Origin of the sequence: Burkholderia sp. A2 (assembly GCF_001729305.1) — a bacterium.
Classification (GTDB): domain Bacteria; phylum Pseudomonadota; class Gammaproteobacteria; order Burkholderiales; family Burkholderiaceae; genus Burkholderia; species Burkholderia sola.
The window spans coordinates 1-24,956 of sequence record NZ_LZXX01000108.1 but is presented as its reverse complement, the minus strand read 5'-3'; the positions used below and the strand labels follow the sequence as shown (position 1 = coordinate 24,956).

Sequence of the window (24,956 nt, the reverse complement as noted above, 5' to 3'; positions counted from 1 at the left end):
GATCGTTCACTTTATAGTGGGACGTGTCGGACACCCGCCGGACGGCCGTTCGCCGCGGCGAAGCGGCGAGCGTCGGGATGCACCGGGGAACGGGAAGCGGCGGGGGCAGCGCTTACGCGGGCAGGTAAGCGAGACGTACGTAGATCGGCGCGAACGGTTCGGCCTGCGTGATCTCGAGCAGCGATTCGCGCGCGAGTTCGAGCATCGCGATGAAGTTCACGACGACGACCGGCACGCCGCGCGACGTATCGAACAGTTCGGCGAATTCCATGAAGCGCGCGTTCTGCAGCCGGCGCAGGATCAGGCTCATGTGTTCGCGCACCGACAGCTCCTCGCGGGAGATCTTGTGGTGCTGGACGAGCTTCGCGCGCTTGAGCACGTCGGCCCACGCGGCGCGCAGGTCGTCCGAATTCACGTCGGGAAAGCGCGGCGTGACGCTCTGCTCGATGTACACCTCGGCGCGCAGGAAATCTCGGCCAAGCTGCGGCAACTGGTCGAGCCGCTGCGCGGCGAGCTTCATCTGCTCGTACTCGAGCAGCCGGCGCACGAGTTCGGCGCGCGGATCCTCGGCTTCCTCGCCGGTGTCGGCCTTCTTGACCGGCAGCAGCATCCGCGACTTGATCTCGATCAGCATCGCGGCCATCAGCAGGTACTCGGCCGCGAGCTCGAGGTTCGACGTGCGGATCTGGTCGACGTAGCCCAGATATTGCGCGGTGACCTGCGCCATCGGGATGTCGAGCACGTTGAAGTTCTGCTTGCGGATCAGGTACAGCAGCAGGTCGAGCGGGCCTTCGAACGTCTCGAGGAATACCTCGAGCGCGTCGGGCGGGATGTACAGATCCTGCGGCAGCTTGAACAGCGGCTCGCCGTACAGGCGAGCGAACGCCGCGACGCCGTCGACCGTGTCGGGCGTCGAATCGGCGCCCGCGGGCGCGGCGATCGCGTCGTCCTGCCGGGCGGCGCTGGCCTCGTCGGCGGCGCTCACGTCGTCAGAAGTTCTGGTAGTAGACGTACGACGTTTGCTTCACGCGCGATTCCTGCTGCTCGGCGCGCTCTTCGAGATCGATCGGCTGCTTGTCCCACAGCAGGGAACGGCCCTTGCGTTGCTCTTCCTCGAGCGTCGGCTTCTGCTGCTTGAGCTGGTTCAGGAACTGCGTGACGTCGGACTGGTACGGCATGGCTGGATCTTCCGTTTCGGGCGGCGCACGATGCGCCGGATTCTCGATGGCGGGATTTTACCGCATCGCGGGGAACAGCCGGCGCCAATCGCGCATCGAACCGCGGGCCGGCGCCGGCGGGCGTCGTGCCGCGGCCCGGCCGGGGCCTTGGCACTCTTTCACAATCGTTTGGCTGTGACGTCGGCGCCCTGTGGTCAAATACAGGGTTTTCCACGAAAACGTAACACTCCAGGACGGCGAGGTCATATTTGGCGGGGCAGTCGAACCAGCAAGCACACACGGCGCATGACGCGGGCCGGCGCGCGGCACGCGATCGCGCCGACGCCGCGGCCCGCGTCGCGCGGGCGGCCCTCGCGGGTTGCCTGGCCGCGTGCTTCGCGCTGCCGGCCCACGCGAAGTACGACGTCGACATCGACGCGCCGCGTTCGATCCGCAAGCTCCTGAAGACGCACCTCGATATCGCCCGCTTCGCGAAGCGTGACGACATCAGCGACGACCAGTTCGACTTCCTCGTGACCGCCACGCCGCAGCAAGTGCGCGACCTGGCCGCGACGGCCGGCTATTTTTCGCCGGTCGTGCGCACCGACGTGCGCACGCGCGACGGCAAGCGCGACGTGCGCATCGCGGTCGATCCGGGCAAGCAGACCGTCGTGTCGACGGTCGACCTGACGTTCAAGGGGCCCGTCGAAACCGAGGATCCGAAGCAGGAGACGGCCACCCGGTTCGCGTTCTCGATGAAGCCGGGCGACCCGTTCACGCAGTCCGACTGGGACGACGCGAAGGGCGCGGCGCTCCGGCAACTGCAGTCGCGCCGCTATCTCGGCGCGAAGATCGCGTCGTCCGAGGCGCGCATCGATCCGCGCACGCAGCGCGCGACGCTCGCGGTCGCGTTCGACAGCGGTCCGACGTTTACGATCGGCAAGGTCGACGTCGACGGCGTGCGCCGTTATCCGGAAAGGATCGTCACGAACGTCAATCCGCTGTCGGAAGGCGAGATCTACGACGTGCGGCGGATCGCCGAACTGCAGCGGCAGCTGCAGAACACGCCGTACTACGCGAGCGTCGCGATCGACGTCGGCGACGATACGTCGAAGCCCGAGCGCACGCCCGTGCACGTGAAGGTCAGCGAGTTCCCGTACAACAACATCCGCGGCGGCGTCGGCTTCGCGACCGATACCGGGCCGCACGTGCAGGGTTCCTATACGTATCTCGACACGTTCGGCGCCGCGTGGCCGCTGACCGTGTCGGGCCGGGTCGACCAGATCCAGCAGTACGGGCAGGTCCAGCTGTCGATGCCGCCGGGCGAGAAGGGCTGGACCAACAGCGTGCTCGCGTCGTACACGAACACCAACGTGTCGGACACGCGCATCTACAGCGCGCGCGTCGGCGTGCAGCGCACGCGCACCGGCCAGTTCATCGACTATGCGTATTCGCTGATGTACTACCAGGATCGGCTCGACCAGAACGGCGCGGGGCCGACCACGAGCCGCGCGCTGGTGCCGCAGTGGGCGTGGACCCGCCGCAACGTCGACGATCCGCTGTTCCCGCGCTCGGGCAACCTGATTCACGCGGAGGCCGGCTTCGCGGTCAAGCACGTGCTGGCCGACGAAACCTTCATTCGAGGCTACGCGCGCGGGCAGCAGTACCTGCCGATCGGCAAGCGCGACCTGTTCGTGTTCCGCGCGGAGCTCGGCGGCGTGTTCACGAGCGGCAGCTCGAGCGGCGTGCCGGCGTCGCTGCTGTTCCGCGCCGGCGGCTCGAACTCGGTGCGCGGTTACGGCTACCAGAGCATCGGCAACAGCGTCGACGGCTCCGTTTTGCCGACCAAGTACCTGATGACGGGCACGGCCGAATACCAGCACTGGTTCAACCGCGACTGGGGCGCCGCGACGTTCTTCGACATCGGCACCGCGACCGATGCGTGGGGCGAGCGCGTGTTCTACCCGGGCGTGGGCGTCGGTGCACGCTGGCGCAGCCCGGTCGGCCCGATCAACGTCGACGTCGCGTACGGCTTGCGCAACCACAGCGTGCGCCCGTACCTGACGCTCGGCATCGCTTTCTGAACCTGCCGTCCTATCGACGACGACCCGCACGACGAACCGCATGACGAAGGACCCGAACGACACGCCGCCGCCTCACGATCCGGATTCGCCCGACGGCGCGCCCGGCACGCCGCCGCGCGCGCCGCGCCGCGGCCGTGCGTGGCGTGCCGTCGCGTGGACGCTCGCGACGGTCGTGCTGCTCGTCGTGCTCGCGGTGGGGCTCGTGCTGGGCGCGGTGACGACCGAGCGCGGCACGCGGCTCGCGTGGCAGGTGGCCGGCAAGGTGCTCGGCACGCGGCTCGCGGGCACGCTCGAAGGCGGCTCGCTCGCGACCGGCGTGCGCTTGCGCGGGTTCGCGTGGACCAGCCCCGACGGCACCGGCACCGAGGTTCGCATCGACCGGCTCGACGGCCGCTGGGCACTGACGCGTGCGCCGTGGCGGCTGTCCGTCGCCTATCTGCGCGCCGGCACGATCGACGTGCGGATTGCGCCCGGGCCGTCGACGCCGAGTAAGACGCCGCAGGACCTGAGCCTGCCGCTGCAGGTGCGGATCGACGACCTGCGCGTCGATCGCCTCGCCATTCACGAAGGCACGTCGACGACCCAGCTCGACCATCTCGCGCTGAACGGCCGCAGCGACGGCCGCCACCATGAACTCGTGCTCGACGGCGTCGATACGCCGTACGGCGCGCTGACCGCGCGCGCGAAGCTCGACGGCGTGAAGCCGTTCGCGCTGACGGGCAACGCGACCTACGTGGGCAAACTCGCCGATGAACCGGTCAATGCGAGCGCGAACGTGTCGGGGTCGCTCGAAGCGCTCGTCGCCGACGTCTCCGCGAGCGGGATGAAGCTGAACGGGCGCGCGCACGTCGAAGCCGCGCCGTTCGGCGCGGTGCCGCTCACGCGTGCGTCGCTCGCGTTCGACCACGTGAACCCGCAGGCGCTGTCGCCCGGCGCGCCCGTGGCCGACCTCGCGGTGCGCGCGGAACTCGCACCGGTGAGCGCGCCGGCCGGCTCGGCGCCCGCGAAGGGCTTCGCGGTGACGGGGCCGGTGTCGATCGTCAACGCGAAGCCGGGCACGCTCGGCGACCATCTGCTGCCGTTGATCGACGCGCACGCGACCGTGCATCTCGACGCGCACGCGCAGCGCATCGACGGTCTCGCGCTGAAGCTGATCCGCGACGGCAGCGTGACCGGCGGCGGCACGCTCGCGGGCGGCAAGGGCCGTTTCGACCTGAAGGTCGCGAACCTCGACCTGAACGCGTTCGTCGCCGAGCTGCGGCCGATGCGCCTCGGCGGCCCGCTCGGCGTGACGCTCGCGGGCGACGTGACGACCGTCGACTTCAACCTGAACGACCCGAAGCTCGCACTGGGTGCGCGCGCCAAGGTCGCGCTGACGAAGCAGCAGACCGTGCTGACCGACACGCGCGTGACGGCGGGCAAGGGGCGCATCGACCTGACGGGCGTGTTCCGCCACGACGCGCATTCGAGCTATGACGCGAAGGCGACGCTGACCGCGTTCGATCCGCTGCTGCTCGCCGCGATGAGCGCGCCGAAGGCGGGCGTCGGCAAGGCGCCCGCGAAAGCGGCCAAGGCGCCGGCCAAGCGCGGCGAGACGCGCGTGTCCGGCACGCTGACGGCGTCGGGCGCGTTCGCGCCGCAGGTGTCGACGAAGGCGACCTTCAAGCTCGCCGACAGCCTGTACGACGGCGTGCCGCTGACCGGCGCCGGCGTCGTGCAGCTCGCCGGCTCGCGGATTCTGCCGAGCAACGCGAACCTGTCGATCGCAGGCAATCACGTCGACCTGCGCGGCAGCTTCGGCGCGCCCGGCGACCGGCTGCGCTTCGTCGTCGACGCGCCGCAGCTCGACCGGCTCGGCTTCGGGGTCGAAGGGCTCGTGCAGGCGCAGGGCGACCTGACCGGCAGTTTCGCGCATCCGAACGTGACGGCCACCTACAAGGCCGAGCACGTCGTCGTCGGGTCGAACCGGATCGGCACCGCCCAGGGCCGCGCGGACATCCGCGACGGCGCGCACGGCGCGCTCGTGTTCACGGCCGACGCGGCCGACATCGCGCTCGGCTCGTTCAAGCTCAAGTCGTTGCGCGCGAACCTCGACGGCACGCGCGCGAAGCACACGCTCGACGCGTCGGCGCTCGGGATGGCCGGCGGCCGCGTGATCGACCTGACGCTCGCGGCGAACGGCGGCGTGGTCGAGAACCGCGACGGCATGCGCTGGGACGGCACCGTCACGCGGCTCGCGAATCGCGGCACGCCGACGCTCGCGCTGCAGGCGCCGCTGACGATATCGGCCGGCGCCGGCCGCGTGACGCTCGGCGCGACGCGGCTCACGCTCGAAGGCGCGGCGATCGACCTGAAATCGTTCGTGTTCGATCGCGGCCAGATGCGCTCGGCCGGTTCGGTGACCGGCGCGTCGGTTGCGCGTTTCCTCGAGGTGCGCCAGGAACTGACCGGCCAGCGGCCGCCGGTGCGCACCGACGTCGTGCTCGATGCCGACTGGGATTTCTCGCTTGGTGCGAACGCGACGGGTTACGTGCAGGTCAAGCGCCGCGGCGGCGACGTGACGATCGAGACCGGCCGCGGCATCGCGTCGCTCGGCCTGACCGACCTGTCCGCCCGCGCGAGCTTCGCGCCCGGCAACCGGCTCAACGTGACGGCGCTCGCGAAGGCAAGCCGGATCGGTACGCTCGACGCGAACGTCGCGGTGCCGTTCGCGCTGCGCGACGGCGTGTTCGGCATCGTCGACGACGGCCCGCTGTCGGGCCGGATCGATGCCGACATCCCGGCGCTGAAGACCACCGGCAACCTGTTCGGCCCGAGCTACTTGCTCGGCGGACGCGCGGCGCTGAAGCTGACGGTGTCGGGCACGCCGGCGAAACCGAACCTGTCGGGGACGCTGACGGGCGACGAGTTGTCCGCGACGCTGATCGACCAGGGCGTCCAGTTGAAGGACGGCATCGTGCGCGTGAAGCTGTCGGACAACCTCGTCGAATTCCAGCAGGTCGAGTTTCACGGCGGCGACGGCACGCTGCGCGCGCTCGGCCGCGTGCGCCTCGACGGCGAGGCGCCGGACCTGACCGCCAGCATCGTCGCGGACAAGCTCGAGCTGTTCGCGGCGCCGGACCGCAAGCTGTCGGTGTCGGGCAAGGCCACCGTCGCGAACGACGGGCCGCGCGGCGCGCTGGCGATCGACGGCAAGTTCGTCGTCGATCGCGCGCTGTTCGACCTGCCCGAGCAAGGGGCGCCGCACCTGTCGGATGACGTCGTGATCGTGCAGCCGGACGGCACGGTGCGCGGCGAGACGCCTACCGGTACCGCGGCCGCGAAGCCGAAGCCGGTCGAAAACAAGCCGGCGCCGTCGCTGGCGCCGCGCGCGAACATCGACGTCGGGCTCGGCAACAACTTCCGCTTCAAGGGCCACGGCGCGGATCTCGGGCTGCGCGGCACGATTACCGTGATGAGCGCGCCGGGCGTGCCGCTGCGTGCGATCGGCAACGTGCGCGTGACCGAAGGCTCGACGTACACGGCGTTCGGCCGCAAGCTCGCGGTTGAGAACGGCTTCTTCACGTTCAATGGCCCGGTGTCGAACCCGGGCGTCAACATCCTCGCGATGCGGCGCAATCAGGAGGTCGAGGCCGGCGTGCAGGTAACGGGCACGATCCAGGCGCCGACGGTCAAGCTCGTGTCGGAGCCGAACGTGACGGACAACGAAAAGCTGTCGTGGCTGCTGTTCGGGCACGGCACCGACCAGGGCAACAACGTCGGCCAGCAGGGCGCGATGACGGCGGCGCTCGGGCTGCTCGGCAGCGTGACCGGCAAGCGGGTCGCGCAGACCTTCGGCCTCGACGAGGTGTCGGTCGGCCGCAGCGAAGTCGGCCTGACCGATCCGCAGGTCGTGCTGGTGTCGAAGGCGATCAACGAGCGGTTCGTGCTCGGCTTCGAGCAGGGGCTGCAATCGGCAAGCAACGCGTTCAAGGCGACGATCAACCTGACGCGCTTCTGGTCGGTGTCCGCGTACGGCGGCACGTTCCAGGGTGTCGACCTGAACTACACGCGGCGCTTCGACCGGTGGTTCGGGCAGCGGTGACGGCGGCCGCGGCGTACCGGGCAGCGATAAAAAAGCCCCGCACGATTCAAACCGTGCGGGGCTTTTTTGCGGCAGCGCGCGCCGCTTACTTCACGCGCATGCCCGGCTTCGCGCCGCTGTGCGGTTCGAGGATGTAGAGGCCCGGTTCCGCCTTCTCGTCGGTGGCCGACGCGGCGAGCACCATCCCTTCGGACAGGCCGAACTTCATCTTGCGCGGCGCGAGGTTCGCGACCATCACCGTCAGCTTGCCGACGAGCTGCTCGGGCTGGTACGCAGACTTGATGCCCGAGAACACGTTGCGGGTTTTTTCCTCGCCGACGTCGAGCGTGAGCTGCAGCAGCTTGTCCGAGCCCTCGACGGCCTGGCATGCGACGATCTTCGCGATCCGCAGGTCGATCTTCGCGAAATCGTCGATCGAGATCGGTGCGTCGTCGGCGCCGGTCGCGACGGCCGGCTTCGCGTTCGCGTTGCGCTTCGCATCCTTCGCGGCGTTCGTGCTCGCGGCGGCCGCACCCGTTGCCTCGGCCTGCAGCGAATCGCGGTTCGCGGCGAGCAGCGCTTCGAGCTGCTTCGCGTCGACGCGCGTCATCAGGTGCTGGTACGCCTTGATCGGCTGCGCCGACGACAGCGGCTTCGCGGCATCGGCCCACGCGAGCGGCGCGATCCCGAAGAACGCCTCGACCGCAACGGCGACGCGCGGCAGCACCGGCTTCAGCGCGAGCGACAGCAGGCGGAACGCCTCGAGGCTCACGCTGCAGGTTTCGTGCAGCGCGACCGCGTTGGCCGGATCCTTCGCGAGATCCCACGGCTTCGCGCCATCGACGTATGCGTTCACTTCGTCCGCGAGCTCCATCGTGTGGCGCAGCGCGCGGCCGTATTCGCGTGCTTCGTAGCTTGCGGCGATCTGGGCAATCGCATCGCGCAGCTTCGCGACGAGCGGATGATTCATCGCGCTGTCCTGCACGCGGCCGTCGAAGCGCTTGATCAGGAAGCCGGCCGCGCGGCTCGCGATGTTCACGTACTTGCCGACGAGATCGCTGTTTACGCGCGCCTGGAAGTCGTCGAGGTTCAGGTCGATGTCTTCCATCGTCGCGTTCAGCTTCGCCGCGAAGTAGTAGCGCAGCCACTCGGGGTTCAGGCCCGTGTCGATGTAGCTTTGCGCGGTGATGAACGTGCCGCGCGACTTCGACATCTTCGCGCCGTCGACGGTCAGGAAGCCGTGCGCGAACACGTTGGTCGGCGTGCGGTGGCCCGAGAACTCGAGCATCGCGGGCCAGAACAGCGTGTGGAAGTACAGGATGTCCTTGCCGATGAAGTGATACTGCTCGGCCTTCGAGCCCGGGCGGATCCACGCATCGAAATCGATGCCGTTACGGTCGCACAGGTTCTTGAAGCTCGCGTAGTAGCCGACCGGCGCGTCGAGCCACACGTAGAAATACTTGCCGGGCGCGCCCGGGATCTCGAAGCCGAAGTACGGCGCGTCACGCGAGATGTCCCAGTCGGCGAGCTTGGCTTCGCCGGCGTCGCCGAGCCATTCGCGCATCTTGTTGGTCGCTTCGGGCTGCGCGAGGCCGCTCACCCATTCGCGCAGGAACGATTCGCAACGCGGGTCGGACAGGCGGAAGAAGTAGTGCTTCGAGGTCTTGCGCACCGGCGTCGCGCCCGACACGACCGAATACGGGTTCAGCAGTTCGGTCGGCAGGTACGTCGAGCCGCACACTTCGCAGCTGTCGCCGTACTGGTCCTTCGCGTGGCACTTCGGGCACTCGCCCTTGATGAAGCGGTCCGGCAGGAACATTTCCTTGACCGGATCGTAGGCCTGCTCGATTTCGCGCTCGGCGATCAGGCCGGCTTCCTGCAGCGCCAGATAGATCTTTTCGCTGAGCACGCGGTTCTCGTCCGAATCGGTCGAGTAGAAGTTGTCGAACGACACGCCGAAGCTGTCGAAGTCGCGCTTGTGCTCGGTCCACACGCGGTCGATCAGCTGCTTCGGCGTCAGGCCTTCCTTCTCCGCGCGCAGCATGACCGGCGTGCCGTGCGTATCGTCGGCGCCGATGTAGTAGACCTCATGGCCATGCATTCGCAGCGTCCGCACCCAGATGTCGGTCTGGATGTACTCGACCAGGTGGCCGATGTGGATCTGCCCGTTGGCATAGGGCAGTGCGGACGTAACGAGGATCTGGCGGCTGCCTTGCGGCGCCGCAGCCTGCACGGGAGTGAGGTCGGATGCGGACATAGGGTCTGGAGAAGAACAGCGGGAAAAACGACGGGAAACCGCGATTCTAGCAGGGGCGCGGGCCAGCGCGGCGGGCGGGCGCCGCGGACCGGGCGCCGGCACGGGCGGGGCCGCACACGCGGCGTGCCCGGCGGCGTTATGCTGCGACGCAACACGAATTCTGCGGGCAAAAAAAAACCGGGGCGGATACGGCCCCGGAGCAACAACGACAAGAGGAGAATGGTGACGCGCCGGCAACACCAGCCGCGTACCGTAAATACTGACCACGGCCTGCGACAGAAGTTCGAAAATTTTTTCGATTTGTTACCGGCCCCGCCAAAAGCCTTGTCCGGCGGGGCTGTGCGGGCGCCGCGCCCGCACGTTTCCTCTTGCGGTCGCGCTTATTGACGCTGTTGCGGCGCGCGCAGATAGATCTCGACGCGGCGGTTCTGGGCGCGGCCGGCTTCGGTCGCGTTGTCCGCGATCGGGTTCGACGGGCCCATGCCTTGCGCCGACAGACGGCCGCCGTTCACGCCGCGCTGCACGAGCGCGTTCACGACGCTTTGCGCGCGGTTCTGCGACAGCGTCTGGTTCAGCTGCGCCGAGCCCGTGCTGTCCGTGTAGCCGACGATCGATGCCGTCAGTTGCGGGTTCTGGTTCAGCGTCGTCGCCAGGTCGTTCAGCAGCGGCGTGAACGCCGGCGTGATCGCGTACTGGTTCGTCGCGAATGTGACCGAGCTCGGCACGTTGAGCTTCAGCGAGCCGTCCGGCTGCTCGGTGACCTGCGTGCCCGTCTGTGCTGCCGACGGCGCGAGCTTGTTCTTGATCGCCTGCCAGTTGTAACCCGTCACGCCGCCGACCAGGGCGCCGACGCCCGCGCCGATCGCCGCGCCCTTGCCGCCACCGGCCAGTGCGCCGATGCCCGCGCCCAGCGCCGCACCCGTGCCGGTGCCGACGGCCGTGTTGTTACCTTGCTGCGTGGCGCAGCCTGCCAGCAGCGCGCCGGCGAGTGCGAAGACGGACAGGCGAGTCGCGATTTTCATGTTCATCTTGGATTCCTCTCTTGGTTGAACGAGTCGACAACGACGACAAACAACAGTTATGGCTCCCTGCGCGGGCCGCCCGAAAAAGGAAGGCCGGCCGGCGCTCGCGGCAGCCGCCGAGGCGGTCGCATGCCCTGTCCGTCAGCGTGGCTGTTCGGGCAGCGCGACGCGTCAGCCTCTACAATATAGGCGGTGAGTGGCCGATTTGGCCCTATAGCATGCCGCACGCGAAGAGTGCGCCGGGTCGCGCGTTCGCGCAATGGCGTGCAACAGATTCTTTCACTTTTCCCGAATTTCGCCGCGAAATTTGATATTTTTTGACGTTTTGCGCGCGAGAAAAACGTTTTCATGGAGTTTCGATGAGCATTGACCGGGCCCAAGTCGACGCCGCGCTGGCGGCAGTCGTCGACCCCAATACCGGCCGCCCGTACGCGGCGAACAAGGGCGTGCGCAACGTCGCGATCGACGGCGATGTCGTGGCGCTCGACGTGGTGCTCGGTTATCCGGCGCGCAGCCAGCACGACGACGTGCGCGCGCGCGTCGCCGCGGCGCTCCGGGCCGTGCCCGGCGTGCGCGATGCGCGCGTCGCCGTGTCGCAGGAGATCGTCGCGCACACGGTGCAGCGCGGCGTGAAGCTGCTGCCGAATGTGAAGAACATCGTCGCGGTCGCGTCGGGCAAGGGCGGGGTCGGCAAGAGCACGACGGCCGTGAACCTCGCGCTCGCGCTCGCCGCGGAAGGCGCGTCGGTCGGCATTCTCGACGCCGACATCTACGGCCCGTCGCTGCCGACGATGCTCGGCATCCACGGCCAGCGCCCCGAGTCGCCGGACAACCAGTCGATGAACCCGCTGGTCGGCCACGGGCTGCAGGCGAACTCGATCGGCTTCCTGATCGAGGAAGACAATCCGATGGTGTGGCGCGGCCCGATGGCGACGTCCGCGCTCGAGCAACTGCTGCGCCAGACCAACTGGCGCGAGCTCGACTACCTGATCGTCGACATGCCGCCGGGCACCGGCGACATCCAGCTCACGCTCGCGCAGCGCGTGCCCGTCACCGGTGCGGTGATCGTCACGACGCCGCAGGACATCGCGCTGCTCGACGCGAAGAAGGGGCTGAAGATGTTCGAGAAGGTCGGGATTCCGATCCTCGGCATCGTCGAGAACATGAGCATCCACATCTGCTCGAACTGCGGCCACGAAGAACACATCTTCGGCGCCGGCGGGGCGGAGCGGATGGCGAAGGATTACGACGTGACCGTGCTCGGCAGCCTGCCGCTCGACATCGCGATCCGCGAGCGCGCCGACAGCGGCACGCCGACGGTCGCGGCCGATCCCGAAGGCGCGCTCGCGCGTCGTTACCGCGACATCGCGCGCGGGGTGGCGCTGGCGATTGCCGAGCGATCGCGCGACATGACGTCGAAGTTCCCGTCGATCGTTGTTCAAAATACGTAAAACCCTTGCGGGGCGGGGCCTCACGCTGTTTGCGGCGCCGCGAGGCGCGGTATCATGGCGACTTTTCCCGGGTCCCTTTACCCGCCCGGCGCGGCCGTCGTCTCAAACGGCCGCCAGCCGGCATGAGGATCGAATGAAACAACGACATCACGGCGTGCGCGCCGGCCGCGCGCAGCGCGCGCTGCTTGCCGCCGCCGCGCTGGGCCTGCTGGCCGGCTGTACCTCCTTTTCCACGTCGCACGAAAAACGGGCCGACGCGCAACTGCAGCCGACGGTCGGCTCGCAGGCGCGCGGCGCGGTGACGTTCGTCGAGCGCCCGGACGGCGTGCAGGTCACCTACAACCTGGTCGGCCTGCCGCCGAACAGCGATCACGCGCTGCAGGTGCACGAGCGCGGCGACTGCAACGCGGGCGACGGCTCGAGCGCCGGCCCGGTGTTCGCGCCGGCCGCCGATCGCTTGCGCGCGGGCGCGCGCGTCGCCGGCGATCTCGGCAACATCCATGCGGATGCGAACGGCGTCGCGGCCGGCTTCATCGTCGCGCCCGATCTGGCCCTCGATGGCGTGCGCTCGGCGATGAACCGTGCGGCGCTGGTGCACCGCGACGCGAGCGACCCGGCGTTTGCGCAGCATGGCGCGGGGCCCGCGCTGGCCTGCGGCGTGATCCGTTGACGGCCGCCGCGTGCGTGGGCCGATGATCGCGTAAAATGTCCGCCTTTCCCGGCCGCCGCCCTGAACCGGCGGCCTTCGTCTTCCGTCACGCAGCGTTTCCTGGCGCCCCAATATGAAACGACCCCAACGCTCACTTTGTTCGCTGTCCCCCGACGGGACGGCCAGCCCCCTTGGGACGGCCCTGCGGAGGCTGGCATGAGCATCAAGTCCGACAAATGGATTCGGCGCATGGCCGAAGAGCACAAGATGATCGAGCCGTTCGTGCCCGATCAGGTCCGTGCGTCCGAGGACGGCCGCCGGATCGTCAGCTACGGCACGTCGAGCTACGGCTACGACATCCGCTGCGCGGACGAATTCAAGATCTTCACGAACATCAACTCGACGATCGTCGATCCGAAGAACTTCGACGAGGGTTCGTTTGTCGATTTCAAGGGCGACGTGTGCATCATCCCGCCGAACTCGTTCGCGCTGGCCCGCACCGTCGAATATTTCCGCATCCCGCGCACCGTGCTGACCGTCTGCCTCGGCAAGTCGACCTACGCGCGCTGCGGGATCATCGTCAACGTGACGCCGTTCGAACCCGAGTGGGAAGGCTACGTCACGCTGGAATTCTCGAACACCACGCCGTTGCCCGCGAAGATCTACGCGAACGAAGGCGTCGCGCAGGTGCTCTTCTTCGAAAGCGACGAAGTGTGCGACGTGTCGTACGCCGATCGCGGCGGCAAGTATCAGGGGCAGCGCGGTGTCACGCTGCCGAAAACCTGATCTGGTTGCATAACGTCTCACCAGTTTCCGGGTGACCGCTGCGCGTGACGCGCCGCGGTCGTTCTTTTTGGAGAATCGCCCATGAAGTTTCGTTTCCCCGTCGTCATCATCGACGAAGATTTCCGCTCCGAGAACATCTCGGGCTCCGGCATCCGGGCGTTGGCCGAAGCGATCGAGAAGGAGGGCGTCGAAGTCCTCGGCCTCACGAGCTACGGCGATCTGACGTCGTTCGCGCAGCAATCGAGCCGCGCGTCGTGCTTCATCCTGTCGATCGACGACGACGAACTCATGCTCGGCGAAACCGGCCCGGACGGCGAGCTGCCCGAGCTCGCGACCGCGATCATCGAGCTGCGCGCGTTCGTCACCGAAGTGCGCCGCCGCAACGCGGACATCCCGATCTTCCTGTACGGCGAGACGCGCACGTCGCGGCATCTGCCGAACGACATCCTGCGCGAGCTGCACGGCTTCATCCACATGTTCGAGGACACGCCGGAGTTCGTCGCGCGCCACATCATCCGCGAGGCGAAGGTCTATCTCGATTCGCTCGCGCCGCCGTTCTTCAAGGAGCTCGTCAAGTACGCGGACGAAGGCTCGTACTCGTGGCACTGCCCGGGTCACTCGGGCGGCGTCGCGTTCCTGAAGAACCCGCTTGGCCAGATGTTCCACCAGTTCTTCGGCGAGAACATGCTGCGCGCGGACGTCTGCAACGCGGTGGACGAACTCGGCCAGCTGCTCGACCACACGGGCCCGGTCGCGGCGTCCGAGCGCAACGCGGCGCGCATCTTCAGCGCGGACCACCTGTTCTTCGTGACCAACGGCACGTCGACGTCGAACAAGATCGTCTGGCACGCGACGGTCGCACCGGGCGACATCGTGCTGGTCGACCGCAACTGCCACAAGTCGATCCTGCACGCGATCACGATGACGGGCGCGATCCCCGTGTTCCTCACGCCGACGCGCAACCATTTCGGCATCATCGGGCCGATCCCGCGCGACGAATTCAAGCCGGAGAACATCCGCAAGAAGATCGAGGCGAACCCGTTCGCGCGCGAGGCGCTGCGCGAAAACCCGGACATGAAGCCGCGGATCCTGACGATCACGCAGAGCACGTACGACGGCGTCGTCTACAACGTCGAGATGATCAAGGATCTGCTCGGCGACCTGCTCGACACGCTGCACTTCGACGAAGCGTGGCTGCCGCACGCGACGTTCCACGATTTCTACCGCGACATGCACGCGATCGGCGACGGCCGTCCGCGCACGGGCGCGCTCGTGTTCGCGACGCACTCGACGCACAAGCTGCTCGCGGGCATCTCGCAGGCCTCGCAGATCGTCGTGCAGGATTCGGAGAACCGCACGTTCGACAAGCACCGCTTCAACGAGGCGTACCTGATGCACACGTCGACGAGCCCGCAGTACGCGATCATCGCGTCGTGCGACGTCGCGGCCGCGATGATGGAGCCGCCGGGCGGCACCGCGCTCGTCGAGGAATCGATCGCCGAGGCGATCGACTTCCGCCGCGCGATGCGCAAGGTCGACGCCGAATACGGCGACGACTGGTTCTTCAGCGTCTGGGGCCCGGACAACCTGTCCGAGGAAGGCATCGGTTCGCGCGAAGACTGGATGCTGAAGCCGAACGACCACTGGCACGGCTTCGGCCCGCTCGCGGAAGGCTTCAACATGCTCGACCCGATCAAGGCGACGATCATCACGCCGGGGCTCGACGTCGACGGCGAGTTCGGCGAGACCGGCATTCCGGCCGCGATCGTGACGAAGTACCTGGCCGAGCACGGGATCATCGTCGAGAAGACCGGCCTGTACTCGTTCTTCATCATGTTCACGATCGGCATCACGAAGGGCCGCTGGAACTCGATGGTGACCGAGCTGCAGCAGTTCAAGGACGACTACGACAACAACCAGCCGCTGTGGCGCGTGCTGCCGGAATTCGTCGCGCAGCATCCGCGCTACGAGCGCGTCGGCCTGCGCGACCTGTGCACGCAGATCCACGACGTGTACCGCGCGAACGACATCGCCCGCCTGACGACCGAGATGTACCTGTCGGACATGGAGCCGGCGATGAAGCCGTCGGACGCGTTCGCGAAGCTCGCGCACCGCAAGATCGACCGCGTGCCGCTCGACGAGCTCGAAGGCCGCGTGACGAGCATCCTGCTGACGCCGTACCCGCCGGGCATTCCGCTGCTGATCCCGGGCGAGCGCTTCAACAAGACGATCGTGAACTACCTGCGGTTCGCGCGCGACTTCAACGAGCGCTTCCCGGGCTTCCACACCGACATCCACGGCCTCGTCGCGGAAGAGGTGAACGGCCGCGTCGAGTACTTCGTCGACTGCGTGCGCGACTGATGGCGGCGCACGGACGATTCCGCACGATGCGCGCGGCGCTGGCCGCGCTCGTCGTCTGGGCGGCAGGATGGGCGGCGCTCGGGGGCGCGGGTGTCGCCCATGCGGAAGTCGCGGCGGCCGACCCGATCGACGTCGCGATGCGGCAATGCCTCGCGCGGCGCGACCGGTCGTCGCCGGCCGGGCAGATCCAGTGCATGGGCGAAGCGCAGCAGCAGTGGCAGGCCGTGATGGACGGCGCGTACCAGCGCCTGTTGAAGGATGCGCCGGCCGACGCGAAGCGCGGCTGGCAGGACAGCCAGCGCCGCTGGCTCACGTGGCGCAAGGACGAAGTGCTGCTGCTGAAGGCCGTGTACGACACGACGCGCGGCACCGCGTATGCGATGTCGAGCGCCGACCTGCAGCTGCAGCCGGTGCGCGATCGCGCGCTGGCGCTGCGTGGGGCGGCCGATCGCTATGCGCCGCCGCCTGCCGCCGTGCCGGTCGCGGCGACGAGCGGTGCGCAGGGCGGTGCCGGCGTGGTCGCGCCGGCCGGCGCCAAGCCGGCGAATGCGCCGCGCGATTCGGCGATCCGTCGCGTGCGGCCGTGCGTGCAGGACGCCGCGTGTGAACACGCATTGTTCGACCTGAACCGCTATTACCAGAAGCTGCACCGCAAGATGCCCGCGCATTCGGCCGCGACGCTCGTGCGCGCGCAGCGCGCCTGGGTGGCGTTCCGCGATGCGACGGCGCCGCTCGTCGGCGAGGACGGACGCGTCGACCTGATCGGCGCGCGCATCGCGACGATGAAGCGGCTGTCGGAGACGGCCGGCAATCGGTAGGCATCGCCGCGATGCCGGTGATCCGGCACGGCAACGCAAAACGGGCACCCTCGGGTGCCCGTTTGCATTGGGGCGGCGCGTGCGCCGCTTACGCGGGCTGCTGCGTGTCGAGACGCCCGAACCACGACGGCACCAGCGCGACCGCGTCGTCGAGCGACGCGAGCACGTGCAGGCTCAGTGCGACGATGTCGGGCGTCGGCGCCTTCAGGTCGGGCACGGTGACGACCGCGGCGCCGGCGCCGGCCGCCGACTGCGCGCCGAAGTCGCTGTCCTCGAACGCGACGCACGCGTGCGCCGGCACGCCGAGACGCTCGGCCGCGAGCCGGTAGACGGCCGGATCGGGTTTGCCGCGCGCGACTTCGTCGCCGCCCGCGATCGCGCGGAAGAACGGCAACACGCCGACCGCGTCGAGCCGCGCACGGATCACGTCGCGCGCGGACGACGACGCGACCGCGCACGGAATGCCGGCCTGCGCGAGCGTTTCGAGCAGCGCGAGCGCGCCCGACTTCAGCGGAAACTTCGGATGAGGTTCGGGGGCGGCGAGTTGCTCGCGCACGCGGATGCGCACCGCGTCGAACGTATCGGCGTCGCCGATCAGCCGCGCCAGGATCACCTGGCCTTCGGCGAACGAGCGGCCGACGATCTGCAGGTAATCGATCTCGGTCAGCACGACGCCGTGCGCGTTCGACACGTCGATCCACGTGTTCATGATGGTCCGCTCGGAATCGACGAGCAGGCCGTCCATGTCGAAGAGCGCGGCGGAAAAGGTCATCGGGGCATCCGTGAAGCGGGGAAGGCGATGGGCGGCGCGACGGCCGCCCGAATGAAAAACGGACGCCGAAGGCGTCCGTCCGGGACGGCGGGCCGTTACTTGCCGATCGCGGCGCGGGCGGCCTTGACGGCCGCGCGCACCTGGTCGGGCGCGGTGCCGCCCGGATGGTTGCGGCTCGCGACCGACCCTTCGAGCGTCAGGTAGCCGAACACGTCGTCGCCGATCAGGTGCGCGACGTTCGGCAGCTCCTGCTTCATTTCGTCGAGCGTCAGGTCGGCGAGGTCGATCCCGCGGTCGTCGCAGATCTTCACCGCGTGCGCGACGGCTTCGTGCGCGTCGCGGAACGGCAGGCCGCGCTTCACGAGGTAGTCGGCAAGGTCGGTGGCCGTCGAGAAGCCCTGCAGCGCGGCCGCGCGCATCGCGTCCGGCTTCACGGTGATGCCGGCGACCATTTCCGCGAAGATCCGCAGCGTGTCGGCAACGGTGTCGACCGTGTCGAACAGCGGTTCCTTGTCTTCCTGGTTGTCCTTGTTGTACGCGAGCGGCTGGCCCTTCATCAGCGTGAGCAGCGCCATCAGGTGGCCGTTCACGCGGCCGGTCTTGCCGCGCGCGAGCTCGGGCACGTCCGGGTTTTTCTTCTGCGGCATGATCGAGCTGCCGGTGCAGAAGCGGTCGGCGATGTCGATGAAGCCGACGCGCGGGCTCATCCACAGCACGAGTTCTTCGGAGAAGCGCGACACGTGCGTCATCACGAGCGCCGACGCCGCGGTGAATTCGATCGCGAAGTCGCGATCCGACACCGCGTCGAGCGAGTTCGCGCAGATGCCGTCGAAGCCGAGCGTCTTCGCGACCGCGTGACGGTCGATCGGGTAGCTGGTGCCCGCGAGCGCGGCCGCGCCGAGCGGCAGGCGGTTCACGCGGGTGCGGCAGTCGCGCATGCGTTCCGCATCGCGCGTGAACATCTCGACGTACGCGAGCAGGTGGTGGCCGAACGTGACCGGCTGCGCGACTTGCAGGTGCGTGAAGCCCGGCATGATCGTGTCGGCGTTCTGTTCCGCGAGGTCGATCAGTGCGCCGCGCAGGTCGTTCAGCAGGCCGCCGATGCGGTCGATCTCGCCGCGCAGCCACAGGCGGATGTCGGTCGCGACCTGGTCGTTGCGCGAGCGGCCCGTGTGCAGGCGCTTGCCGGCATCGCCGATCAGCGCGGTCAGGCGCGCCTCGATGTTCAGGTGGACGTCTTCCAGGTCGAGCTGCCATTCGAATTCGCCACGCTCGATCTCGCCCTTGATCTGCGCCATCCCGCGTTCGATCGCGGCCAGGTCGTCGGCGCTGATGATCTTCTGCGCGGCGAGCATGTTCGCGTGCGCGAGCGAGCCGGCGATGTCGACGAGCGCGAGGCGCTTGTCGAAAAACACCGACGACGTGTAGCGCTTGACCAGTTCCGACATCGGTTCCGAGAAGCGGGCCGACCAGGCCTCGCCCTTTTTGTGCAGTTGGGACGTCATGGCGATTCTTCGAAGGGGAGTTGGGCGGCCGTGCGCCGCCGAGGGAATCCCGCGATTCTAACATTCGCGCAGCGGCCGGCCGGCGCGCGCTACCGCGGGCCGCAGGCCAGCGGGCCGATGCGCGGCAGCGTGCCGTCGTCCGGCCGCCGGTACGCGAATTCGACGGTGCAGTCGCGGCCGCCGCCGGAGATCTCCAGGTGGTTGTTCTCGACGAGGCCGTCGACGAAGGTCAGGCCGTCGTAGCCGATGATCGTGCGCTGACCGCTTTCGACGTGGCGGACCTCGAGCCCCGGCGGAAGCGGCGTGCCGTCGGACGCGTGCAGTGCGATCGACGCGGCGCTGTAGCGCGTGATGGCGAAGTGCGCGAGCACGCCGGAGCGGGCCTGCGGCACGACGTCGAGCGTCGTGTCGGCGATCCGCGCGTCGGCCGGCAGCGCGCTGCCGTCGATCGCGACGCGATTGCTCTGGTACGCATTCAGGTCGGGCACCAGCAGGTAGCCGGCCCGGTCCGTTGCGCCGATCAGCCGGTTCTGGTGCAGCACGGGCACGCGCCCCGTGTCGGTCGAGACGAGCGCGAAGCCGTCGTCGACGCGGCGTGCCGTCATCACGCGGCCGTCCATCAGCACGAACGCGCCCGTGACGTCGACCGCCGCGTTGCCGCGCCCGTCGAACGATTGCGCGAGCAGCGTGAGCTGACCGGCGCGGCCGAGATACTGCAGCTGGCCCTGCCCGTAGCGGGTGCCCGCGTTGGCGCCGGCCTGCACGTTCCAGCCGAAGCCGCCGCCGTAGTCGGGCGGCCGCGATGCATTGAGCGTGTAGGTCGATTCGCCGTTCTGCCGCCCGGCGTTCGCGGAGACGGACGTGTTGCCGCCGAGCCCGATGCTCAGGCTCACGAAGAAGCCGCGCGCATCGCGTTGCCGGAAGTCCTGGAAGCCGCTGAACGTGATCGAGGTCAAGCCGCCGAGATTGACGAGGTAAGCGATCGAGCCGATCCGCGATGCGGCGACGCCCGGATACCTGAGGGCCAGATAGCTGAACGACAGCGTTTGCGCGCGCAGGAACGGGAACGACACCGTCACGCGATCGGTGGCGCGCGAGACCGGCACGCCTTCGCGGCTGCCCAGGTCGACGTAGTCGCCGAATGCGCGCAGCGTCTGCGCGTCGATCGAGAAGCGCGGCGTCACGTACTGGTAGCCGACGCCCGCCTGCACGCCGGTCCTGCCCGGCGCGCTGAGCGCCAGCGACGCGTTCGCCACGCCGCGCTCGCCGAGGCGCGCGAGCACGCCGGCGCCGGCGTTGTAGACGCCGGCCGTCGCTTCCCCGTGCGCTTCGACGGTCAGCCGCTCGCTGATCCCGTAGCGCAGCGAGCCGCTCGCCGCCGGCGTGCGCGCGTAGTCGAACGAATCGGTGCCGTACGCGCGGCGCAGGAAACCGGCTTCGACCGAATAGCTGGCGAGGCCGGGCGCGAGCAGGCGCGTATCGACGTACAGCGGAATCGACGTCGCGATCGAGCGGCCGAGCGCGTCGCGCGTGACGACCGTCGCGTTGCCCGCGCCGGTGATGCCCGGCACGCTGTTGATCACGAACGGCCCGCTCGGCACGTCGCCGCTGAACTGGCGCACGTTGTTCACGTACAGGTCGACCGACGTCGGCACGACCGCGCTGCCGGACAGCGCGGGCACCGGAAACGTGACGAGGTCGGGGCGCAGGCCGAAATTGCTGCGCCACTGCACGCCGCCCAGGCGCAGCGAGCGCGTCCAGGACAGCGACGACGAAATCGTGTCGCCGACCTGGGTCGTCGTGAGCGTGCGGGGATTCGAGCGGGTCCAGGACGTGTCGTAGCGCACGTAGCGCCGGCGGTCGTCGTACAGATACGCGATGCCGGTGCTGCTGAGTACGCCGGCCGGATCGAAATAGCGCGCCTCGCTCCAGACCGCGAGCGGTGCGCGCGCGACGGTTTGCGCGTAGGCGTCGTAGTTCAGCACGAAGCCGCGGCCGGACGTGGCCGGCGGTGCGGCGGCGAGCGCGCGCGTATCGAACGTGTGCGGAATGCGCAGTGCGTCGGGTACGCGCAGGTCGAGCGTCTGCCGGCCGGCGTCGTAATCGTAGTGCAGCCCCGCGAGCGTATCGAGTGCGACGAGCGTGTTCGACGGCGCGTTCGCGGGGCCGCCGGTCGCGATGCCCAGGTCGTTCAGGTCGGCGGACGCCGCGTACAGCCGCCCGTCGATCTGCCGAAACCCGGCGATCCGATGCGTCGGTTCGCCGTTGACCGACACGTCGAGATACAGCCCGTCGGCTTGCGCCGCGGCTTCGGACACGGCGGCGGGTGGCATCGGCGCCGGCGCCGGTTGCGCGCATACGGCGAGCGCGTGCAGCGCCAGTATCAGCGCCAGCGCGAGCGGCGCGGCGGTGGGCCGGCCCGGCCCGGCGTGTCGCATGGGGCGGTCGGCCCGGAGGGTCTTGCTCGGCATCGGCACGGGCAACGTCGTGCGACCCTGCTCGGGTGGCTCAGGGCGCCGTCAGCCGGGCTTCGACCGGCTGCGCGTTGACGGTCGCCTGGATCTTGACGAACGGCGCGCCGGCGTCGAGCTTGAGCGGCCAGCGTCGCGTACTGCCCGCGAGCGCATAGCCGAGCAGCCCGCGCGTGACTTCGTGGACGCCGCCTCGCGCATCGACCAGCCGGACCGCGGAAATCTGCGCCCGCCGTCCGCCGCGATTGTCGACCGCGAGCCGCATGCCGGTCCCGTCGGGTTCGACGCGCCAGTCGAGGCGCGGGGACGCTGGCGCGGCATCGGGCTCGACGAATACGGGCACGGAATAGCGCAGCCGGATCGTCACGCCGTTGTCGATCGGCGTGCCCGGCGCGGGCAGTTCGTCGATCAGCACGCGATAGCTCTCCTCTGCGGCCGGCGTGCCGCGGCTCGTGCGCACGAGCCGGATCAACTGCTCGGCGTTCGCGTCGATCCGCAGCAGCGGCGGCGACGCGGCGAGCGCGTCGGTCGGCGTCATCACGTCGGTGCCGTTTTCCTGCGTCCAGCGATAGGTGCGGACCTGGCCGTAGATCGCCCGCCCGCCCGGGTTGCTGAGCGTCATGCTCGCGGCCGCCGCCGACGGCGGCAGCTCGATCGTCACGGGCGTGATCTGCAGCGTGGCGGCATGCGAAACCGTCGTCGCCCATCCGACGCACAGCGCGGCCAAGGCGCGCGGGAACAATCGCACGGCCCGTCAGAAATAGACGGTGGCGGTGACCGAGGCCTGGTAGGTGTCAGGCTTCGGCGTCGCCTGAGCGGGCACCTGGCCGTACACGTTCAACACCTGCGCGGAACCGGTGCCGGTGCCGCCGACCGTGTCGGTGCCCTGCGTGTTGCCCCAGATCGTCGAGTGGCCCGAGTCCTGGTAGAGCTGGTAGCCGACCGTCGTGCCGGTATTGCCGGTGGTGGTACCGCCCATCAGCCGGCTGGCGACGGTCGAGCCGGTGACCGCGCCGGCGTCGAGCCCGACGTTGTAGGGTGTCGAGTTCGTGCAGGTGACGGAGAGGGTCGTTTGCTGGTTGAGCGTCGACGCGAGCACGCCGGTCGTGCCGAATGCAAGCGGGTTCGCGGCGATCGTACAGTTCGCCTGGATCGTGAGCGTGACGTTGAATTGCGCGGTGGCCGTGCCGTTCGAATAGACTGCGGCAACGGTGACGGGCTGCAGCACCGGCGCGAAGGCGAACGTGGCTGCGAGCATGGCTGAAAAAACACGACGTCGGGAATCTATCATTATGATTGTCTCCTGCCGTTCAAGGGGTCGCCCGGCCGCGGAGTGCCTGCCGCGTGGTCTGTCGCCGGTCGCCGTTACCGCTCTGTCGTTGGTGGAAGACTACTCCACGGGTTCGGTCGCGCGCAATGGAGAAAACGCCGACCTGGCGTGCGTTGTCCGGGAGGGGCGGACGGATTCCATCGGCCTATTTGACATGGATCAAGTAACAGTGCGAACGATCGATGCACGGACCGATACGATGACGGCGCGGCCCGATCCGCGAACCCGGTCGGGCGGACGTTTTTTTGCGGGGGAAACGCATGGCGGATGACGGCTTCGTCCTGGCGCGCCGCTGGATGCGCGCGCTATCGTGCCTGCTGCTGGCAGCGGTACTCGGCATGCCGTGGATGCCGGCGCGTGCGGATACGTGCACGGTGACGCCGCCGGTGCCGAGCTTCGGCTCGGTCAGTCCGATCACGCAACAGGCCTACACGACGACCGCCACGATGACCGTGAACTGCACGTGGGACACGCTGAGCCTGAACACCGGCGTGCTCGTGTGCGTGAACCTCGGCGGCACCAGTCCGCGCTACCTGAGCAACGGGACGAACCAGATGCAGTACGACCTGTATCAGGACGCGGGCTATTCGCAGGCCTGGGGCGCCGTGAGCAGCGGCACGACGCCGATATCGCTGACGTTGACGAAACCGGTGCTCGGCACGTCCGCGAGTGCGAACGTGACCATCTATGGCCGCATCGCGCCCAACCAGCCGACCGTGCCGACCGTGAACAACGACAGCACCGTCTATACGCAGAGTTTCAGCGGCAACCAGGCCGCATACAGCTACAGTTTTTCGCTGCTTGGCGTGCTGCCGACACCGTGTGTGTCGCAGTCGACGGCCGGCACGATGACGGTTACCACGACCGCCACCGTCGTCAACAACTGCATCATCAGCGCGACCGGCGTCGCGTTTCCGCCCGCAGGCGTGCTGGCGTCCGCGCTGACCGCGAGCGGCTCGATCAGCGCGCGCTGCACGAACGGCGACGCATTCCGGATCGCGTTGAACGGCGGCGGCAGCGGCAACGTCGCCGCACGTACGATGCAGCGCGCGGGCGGCGGGTCGGTCAGCTACCAGCTCTATCAGGACAGCGGCTTCACGCAGCCATGGGGCGACGGCACCGCCGGCACGTCGATGGCGACCGGCACCGGCAGCGGGTTCGCGCAGGCGATCACCGTGTACGGCCGCGTGCCCGCGCAAGCGACGCCGGCGCCCGGCAACTACAGCGACACGATTACCGCGACGATCAGCTTCTGAGCCGCGCTCAGTCGCGCACCAGTACGACCAGCTTCAAGTCCTCGCGGTGCGCGGGCTTCAGCGTGATCTGCTGGTACACGAGGCGGCCGTCGGCCGGATGGTCGAATTCGCGCCGCCCGCCTTCGCGCTCGAACACGTCCTGCGACGCCCAGTACTGCGCGAACGCGTCGCTGCCGGCCGTCAGCGCGTCGATCAGCGCGCGCGTCGGCGCATCGGTCAGGTGGCGGATCGCATCGGCGCGGAATTCGGCGGCGAGCCGCCGGGCGCGGGTTTCCCAGTCGACGATCAGCGTGCGGGCGGCCGGCGACATGAACGTGAAGCGCAGCAGGTTGCGGTCGTGCTCGCCGTCGAGCCAGCCGGAAAAGAGCGCGGCGGCGGGCGCATTCCACGCGAGCGCGTTCCACTGGCGGTCGAGCACGTAGGCGGGCGTCGCGATCGCCGCGACGGTCGCGGCGAGCGTCGGCGGCAGGTCGCCGCCCGCGACGTCGGGCTCGGCCGGGTCGCGCTGCGCGGCCAGCTCGAACAGATATGCGCGCTCGGCCTTCGACAGCTGCAAGGCGACGGCGATCCGGGCGAGCGCGTCGGCCGAGGCCGACACGGGCCGGCCCTGTTCGATCCACGTGTACCAGGTCGGGCTGACGCCGCACAGTTGCGCGACTTCCTCGCGCCGCAGTCCCGGCGTACGGCGGCGCGGGCCGGGCGGCAGGCCGACGGCCTGCGGCGACAGCCGCTCGCGATGGGCACGGATGAATTCACCGAGCGCGCGGGCGGGCGTGGCGTCGAGCGGCGGGACGGGGGCGGAGGAGGGTTGGCTAATGCGGAAACGGCGAAGTGGAAGCGAAAACGCGGCAACGATCAAACGATCAGACAGGTGGATCGAATACCAGAATAACTGCTTAACTTGTACTGGTACAAACGCAGGCCTATTGTAGCGGCTCGCGCGCTGGCAGGGCAGCGGGCGTCCCCCACAATAC

Annotated in this window: 18 protein-coding genes; 8 read left to right on the top strand and 10 right to left on the bottom strand. The window is 68.8% G+C overall.

The genetic code is table 11. The features are described from left to right. Window positions 1-112: 112 nt before the first annotated feature. Both A9Z05_RS24390 and A9Z05_RS24385 read right to left on the bottom strand, forming a co-directional pair. Entirely contained in the window at window positions 113-985 is an 873-nt protein-coding gene (locus A9Z05_RS24390) for a ScpA family protein (RefSeq protein ID WP_021164248.1), read from the bottom strand. A 4-nt stretch (window positions 986-989) separates the two neighbouring features. After that, the gene (locus A9Z05_RS24385) at window positions 990-1,178 is read right to left on the bottom strand and encodes a DUF3460 family protein (protein ID WP_006478107.1); all 189 of its coding nucleotides are present in this window, start codon (window positions 1,176-1,178) and stop codon (window positions 990-992) included. A gap of 248 nt (window positions 1,179-1,426) precedes the next feature. Here A9Z05_RS24385 and A9Z05_RS24380 point away from each other — a divergent pair, with 248 nt between their 5' ends. After that, complete coding sequence (locus A9Z05_RS24380; RefSeq protein ID WP_069620370.1) at window positions 1,427-3,241, top strand: autotransporter assembly complex family protein; 1,815 nt, start codon at window positions 1,427-1,429, stop codon at window positions 3,239-3,241. Window positions 3,242-3,281: 40 nt separating this feature from the next. Further along, a complete protein-coding gene (locus A9Z05_RS24375) occupies window positions 3,282-7,325 on the top strand; it encodes a translocation/assembly module TamB domain-containing protein (protein WP_069620369.1) in 4,044 nt (1,347 codons plus the stop codon). An 85-nt stretch (window positions 7,326-7,410) separates the two neighbouring features. On the opposite strand, the gene metG is transcribed toward A9Z05_RS24375, so the two are convergent. Together metG and A9Z05_RS24365 are read right to left on the bottom strand one after the other, a co-directional pair. Next, on the bottom strand, window positions 7,411-9,561 hold the full coding sequence (gene metG, locus A9Z05_RS24370) for a methionine--tRNA ligase (RefSeq protein WP_069620368.1): 2,151 nt from the start codon (window positions 9,559-9,561) through the stop codon (window positions 7,411-7,413). 380 nt (window positions 9,562-9,941) lie between these two features. Beyond that, on the bottom strand, window positions 9,942-10,589 hold the full coding sequence (locus A9Z05_RS24365; protein ID WP_069620367.1) for an OmpA family protein: 648 nt from the start codon (window positions 10,587-10,589) through the stop codon (window positions 9,942-9,944). 353 nt (window positions 10,590-10,942) lie between these two features. Here A9Z05_RS24365 and apbC point away from each other — a divergent pair, with 353 nt between their 5' ends. The 5 genes from apbC (at window position 10,943) to A9Z05_RS24340 (ending at window position 16,648) form a co-directional block, all read left to right on the top strand. After that, entirely contained in the window at window positions 10,943-12,034 is a 1,092-nt protein-coding gene (gene apbC, locus A9Z05_RS24360) for an iron-sulfur cluster carrier protein ApbC (protein ID WP_069620366.1), read from the top strand. Window positions 12,035-12,167: 133 nt separating this feature from the next. Then, entirely contained in the window at window positions 12,168-12,704 is a 537-nt protein-coding gene (sodC, locus tag A9Z05_RS24355) for a superoxide dismutase [Cu-Zn] (protein ID WP_069620365.1), read from the top strand. A gap of 195 nt (window positions 12,705-12,899) precedes the next feature. Continuing rightward, complete coding sequence (dcd, locus tag A9Z05_RS24350; protein WP_006398615.1) at window positions 12,900-13,469, top strand: dCTP deaminase; 570 nt, start codon at window positions 12,900-12,902, stop codon at window positions 13,467-13,469. 81 nt (window positions 13,470-13,550) lie between these two features. Continuing rightward, the gene (locus A9Z05_RS24345) at window positions 13,551-15,830 is read left to right on the top strand and encodes an arginine/lysine/ornithine decarboxylase (RefSeq protein WP_006497175.1); all 2,280 of its coding nucleotides are present in this window, start codon (window positions 13,551-13,553) and stop codon (window positions 15,828-15,830) included. Beyond that, a complete protein-coding gene (locus A9Z05_RS24340) occupies window positions 15,830-16,648 on the top strand; it encodes a lysozyme inhibitor LprI family protein (protein ID WP_069620364.1) in 819 nt (272 codons plus the stop codon). The genes A9Z05_RS24345 and A9Z05_RS24340 overlap by 1 nt, the downstream gene beginning before the upstream one ends. An 88-nt stretch (window positions 16,649-16,736) precedes the next feature. Here the strand turns inward: A9Z05_RS24340 and A9Z05_RS24335 are convergent, their stop codons facing one another. From A9Z05_RS24335 to A9Z05_RS24315, 5 genes are all read right to left on the bottom strand, one after another. Beyond that, a complete protein-coding gene (locus A9Z05_RS24335; RefSeq protein ID WP_069620363.1) occupies window positions 16,737-17,420 on the bottom strand; it encodes an HAD family phosphatase in 684 nt (227 codons plus the stop codon). Between the two features lie 95 nt (window positions 17,421-17,515). Next, window positions 17,516-18,925 (bottom strand): argininosuccinate lyase, encoded by a 1,410-nt coding sequence (gene argH / locus A9Z05_RS24330; RefSeq protein ID WP_069620362.1) that lies wholly within the window; start codon window positions 18,923-18,925, stop codon window positions 17,516-17,518. A gap of 89 nt (window positions 18,926-19,014) precedes the next feature. Beyond that, window positions 19,015-21,363, bottom strand: a complete 2,349-nt coding sequence (locus A9Z05_RS24325; protein ID WP_069620361.1) for a fimbria/pilus outer membrane usher protein — start codon at window positions 21,361-21,363, stop codon at window positions 19,015-19,017. Window positions 21,364-21,433: 70 nt separating this feature from the next. After that, the gene (locus A9Z05_RS24320) at window positions 21,434-22,144 is read right to left on the bottom strand and encodes a molecular chaperone (protein WP_069620360.1); all 711 of its coding nucleotides are present in this window, start codon (window positions 22,142-22,144) and stop codon (window positions 21,434-21,436) included. A 6-nt stretch (window positions 22,145-22,150) separates the two neighbouring features. Continuing rightward, complete coding sequence (locus A9Z05_RS24315) at window positions 22,151-22,687, bottom strand: spore coat U domain-containing protein (RefSeq protein WP_069620359.1); 537 nt, start codon at window positions 22,685-22,687, stop codon at window positions 22,151-22,153. A gap of 299 nt (window positions 22,688-22,986) precedes the next feature. Here A9Z05_RS24315 and A9Z05_RS24310 point away from each other — a divergent pair, with 299 nt between their 5' ends. Beyond that, the gene (locus A9Z05_RS24310) at window positions 22,987-23,982 is read left to right on the top strand and encodes a spore coat protein U domain-containing protein (protein WP_069620358.1); all 996 of its coding nucleotides are present in this window, start codon (window positions 22,987-22,989) and stop codon (window positions 23,980-23,982) included. Between the two features lie 7 nt (window positions 23,983-23,989). Here A9Z05_RS24310 and A9Z05_RS24305 read toward each other — a convergent pair whose 3' ends face one another. Next, the gene (locus A9Z05_RS24305) at window positions 23,990-24,799 is read right to left on the bottom strand and encodes a helix-turn-helix transcriptional regulator (RefSeq protein ID WP_069620444.1); all 810 of its coding nucleotides are present in this window, start codon (window positions 24,797-24,799) and stop codon (window positions 23,990-23,992) included. Between the last annotated feature and the right edge of the window lie 157 nt (window positions 24,800-24,956).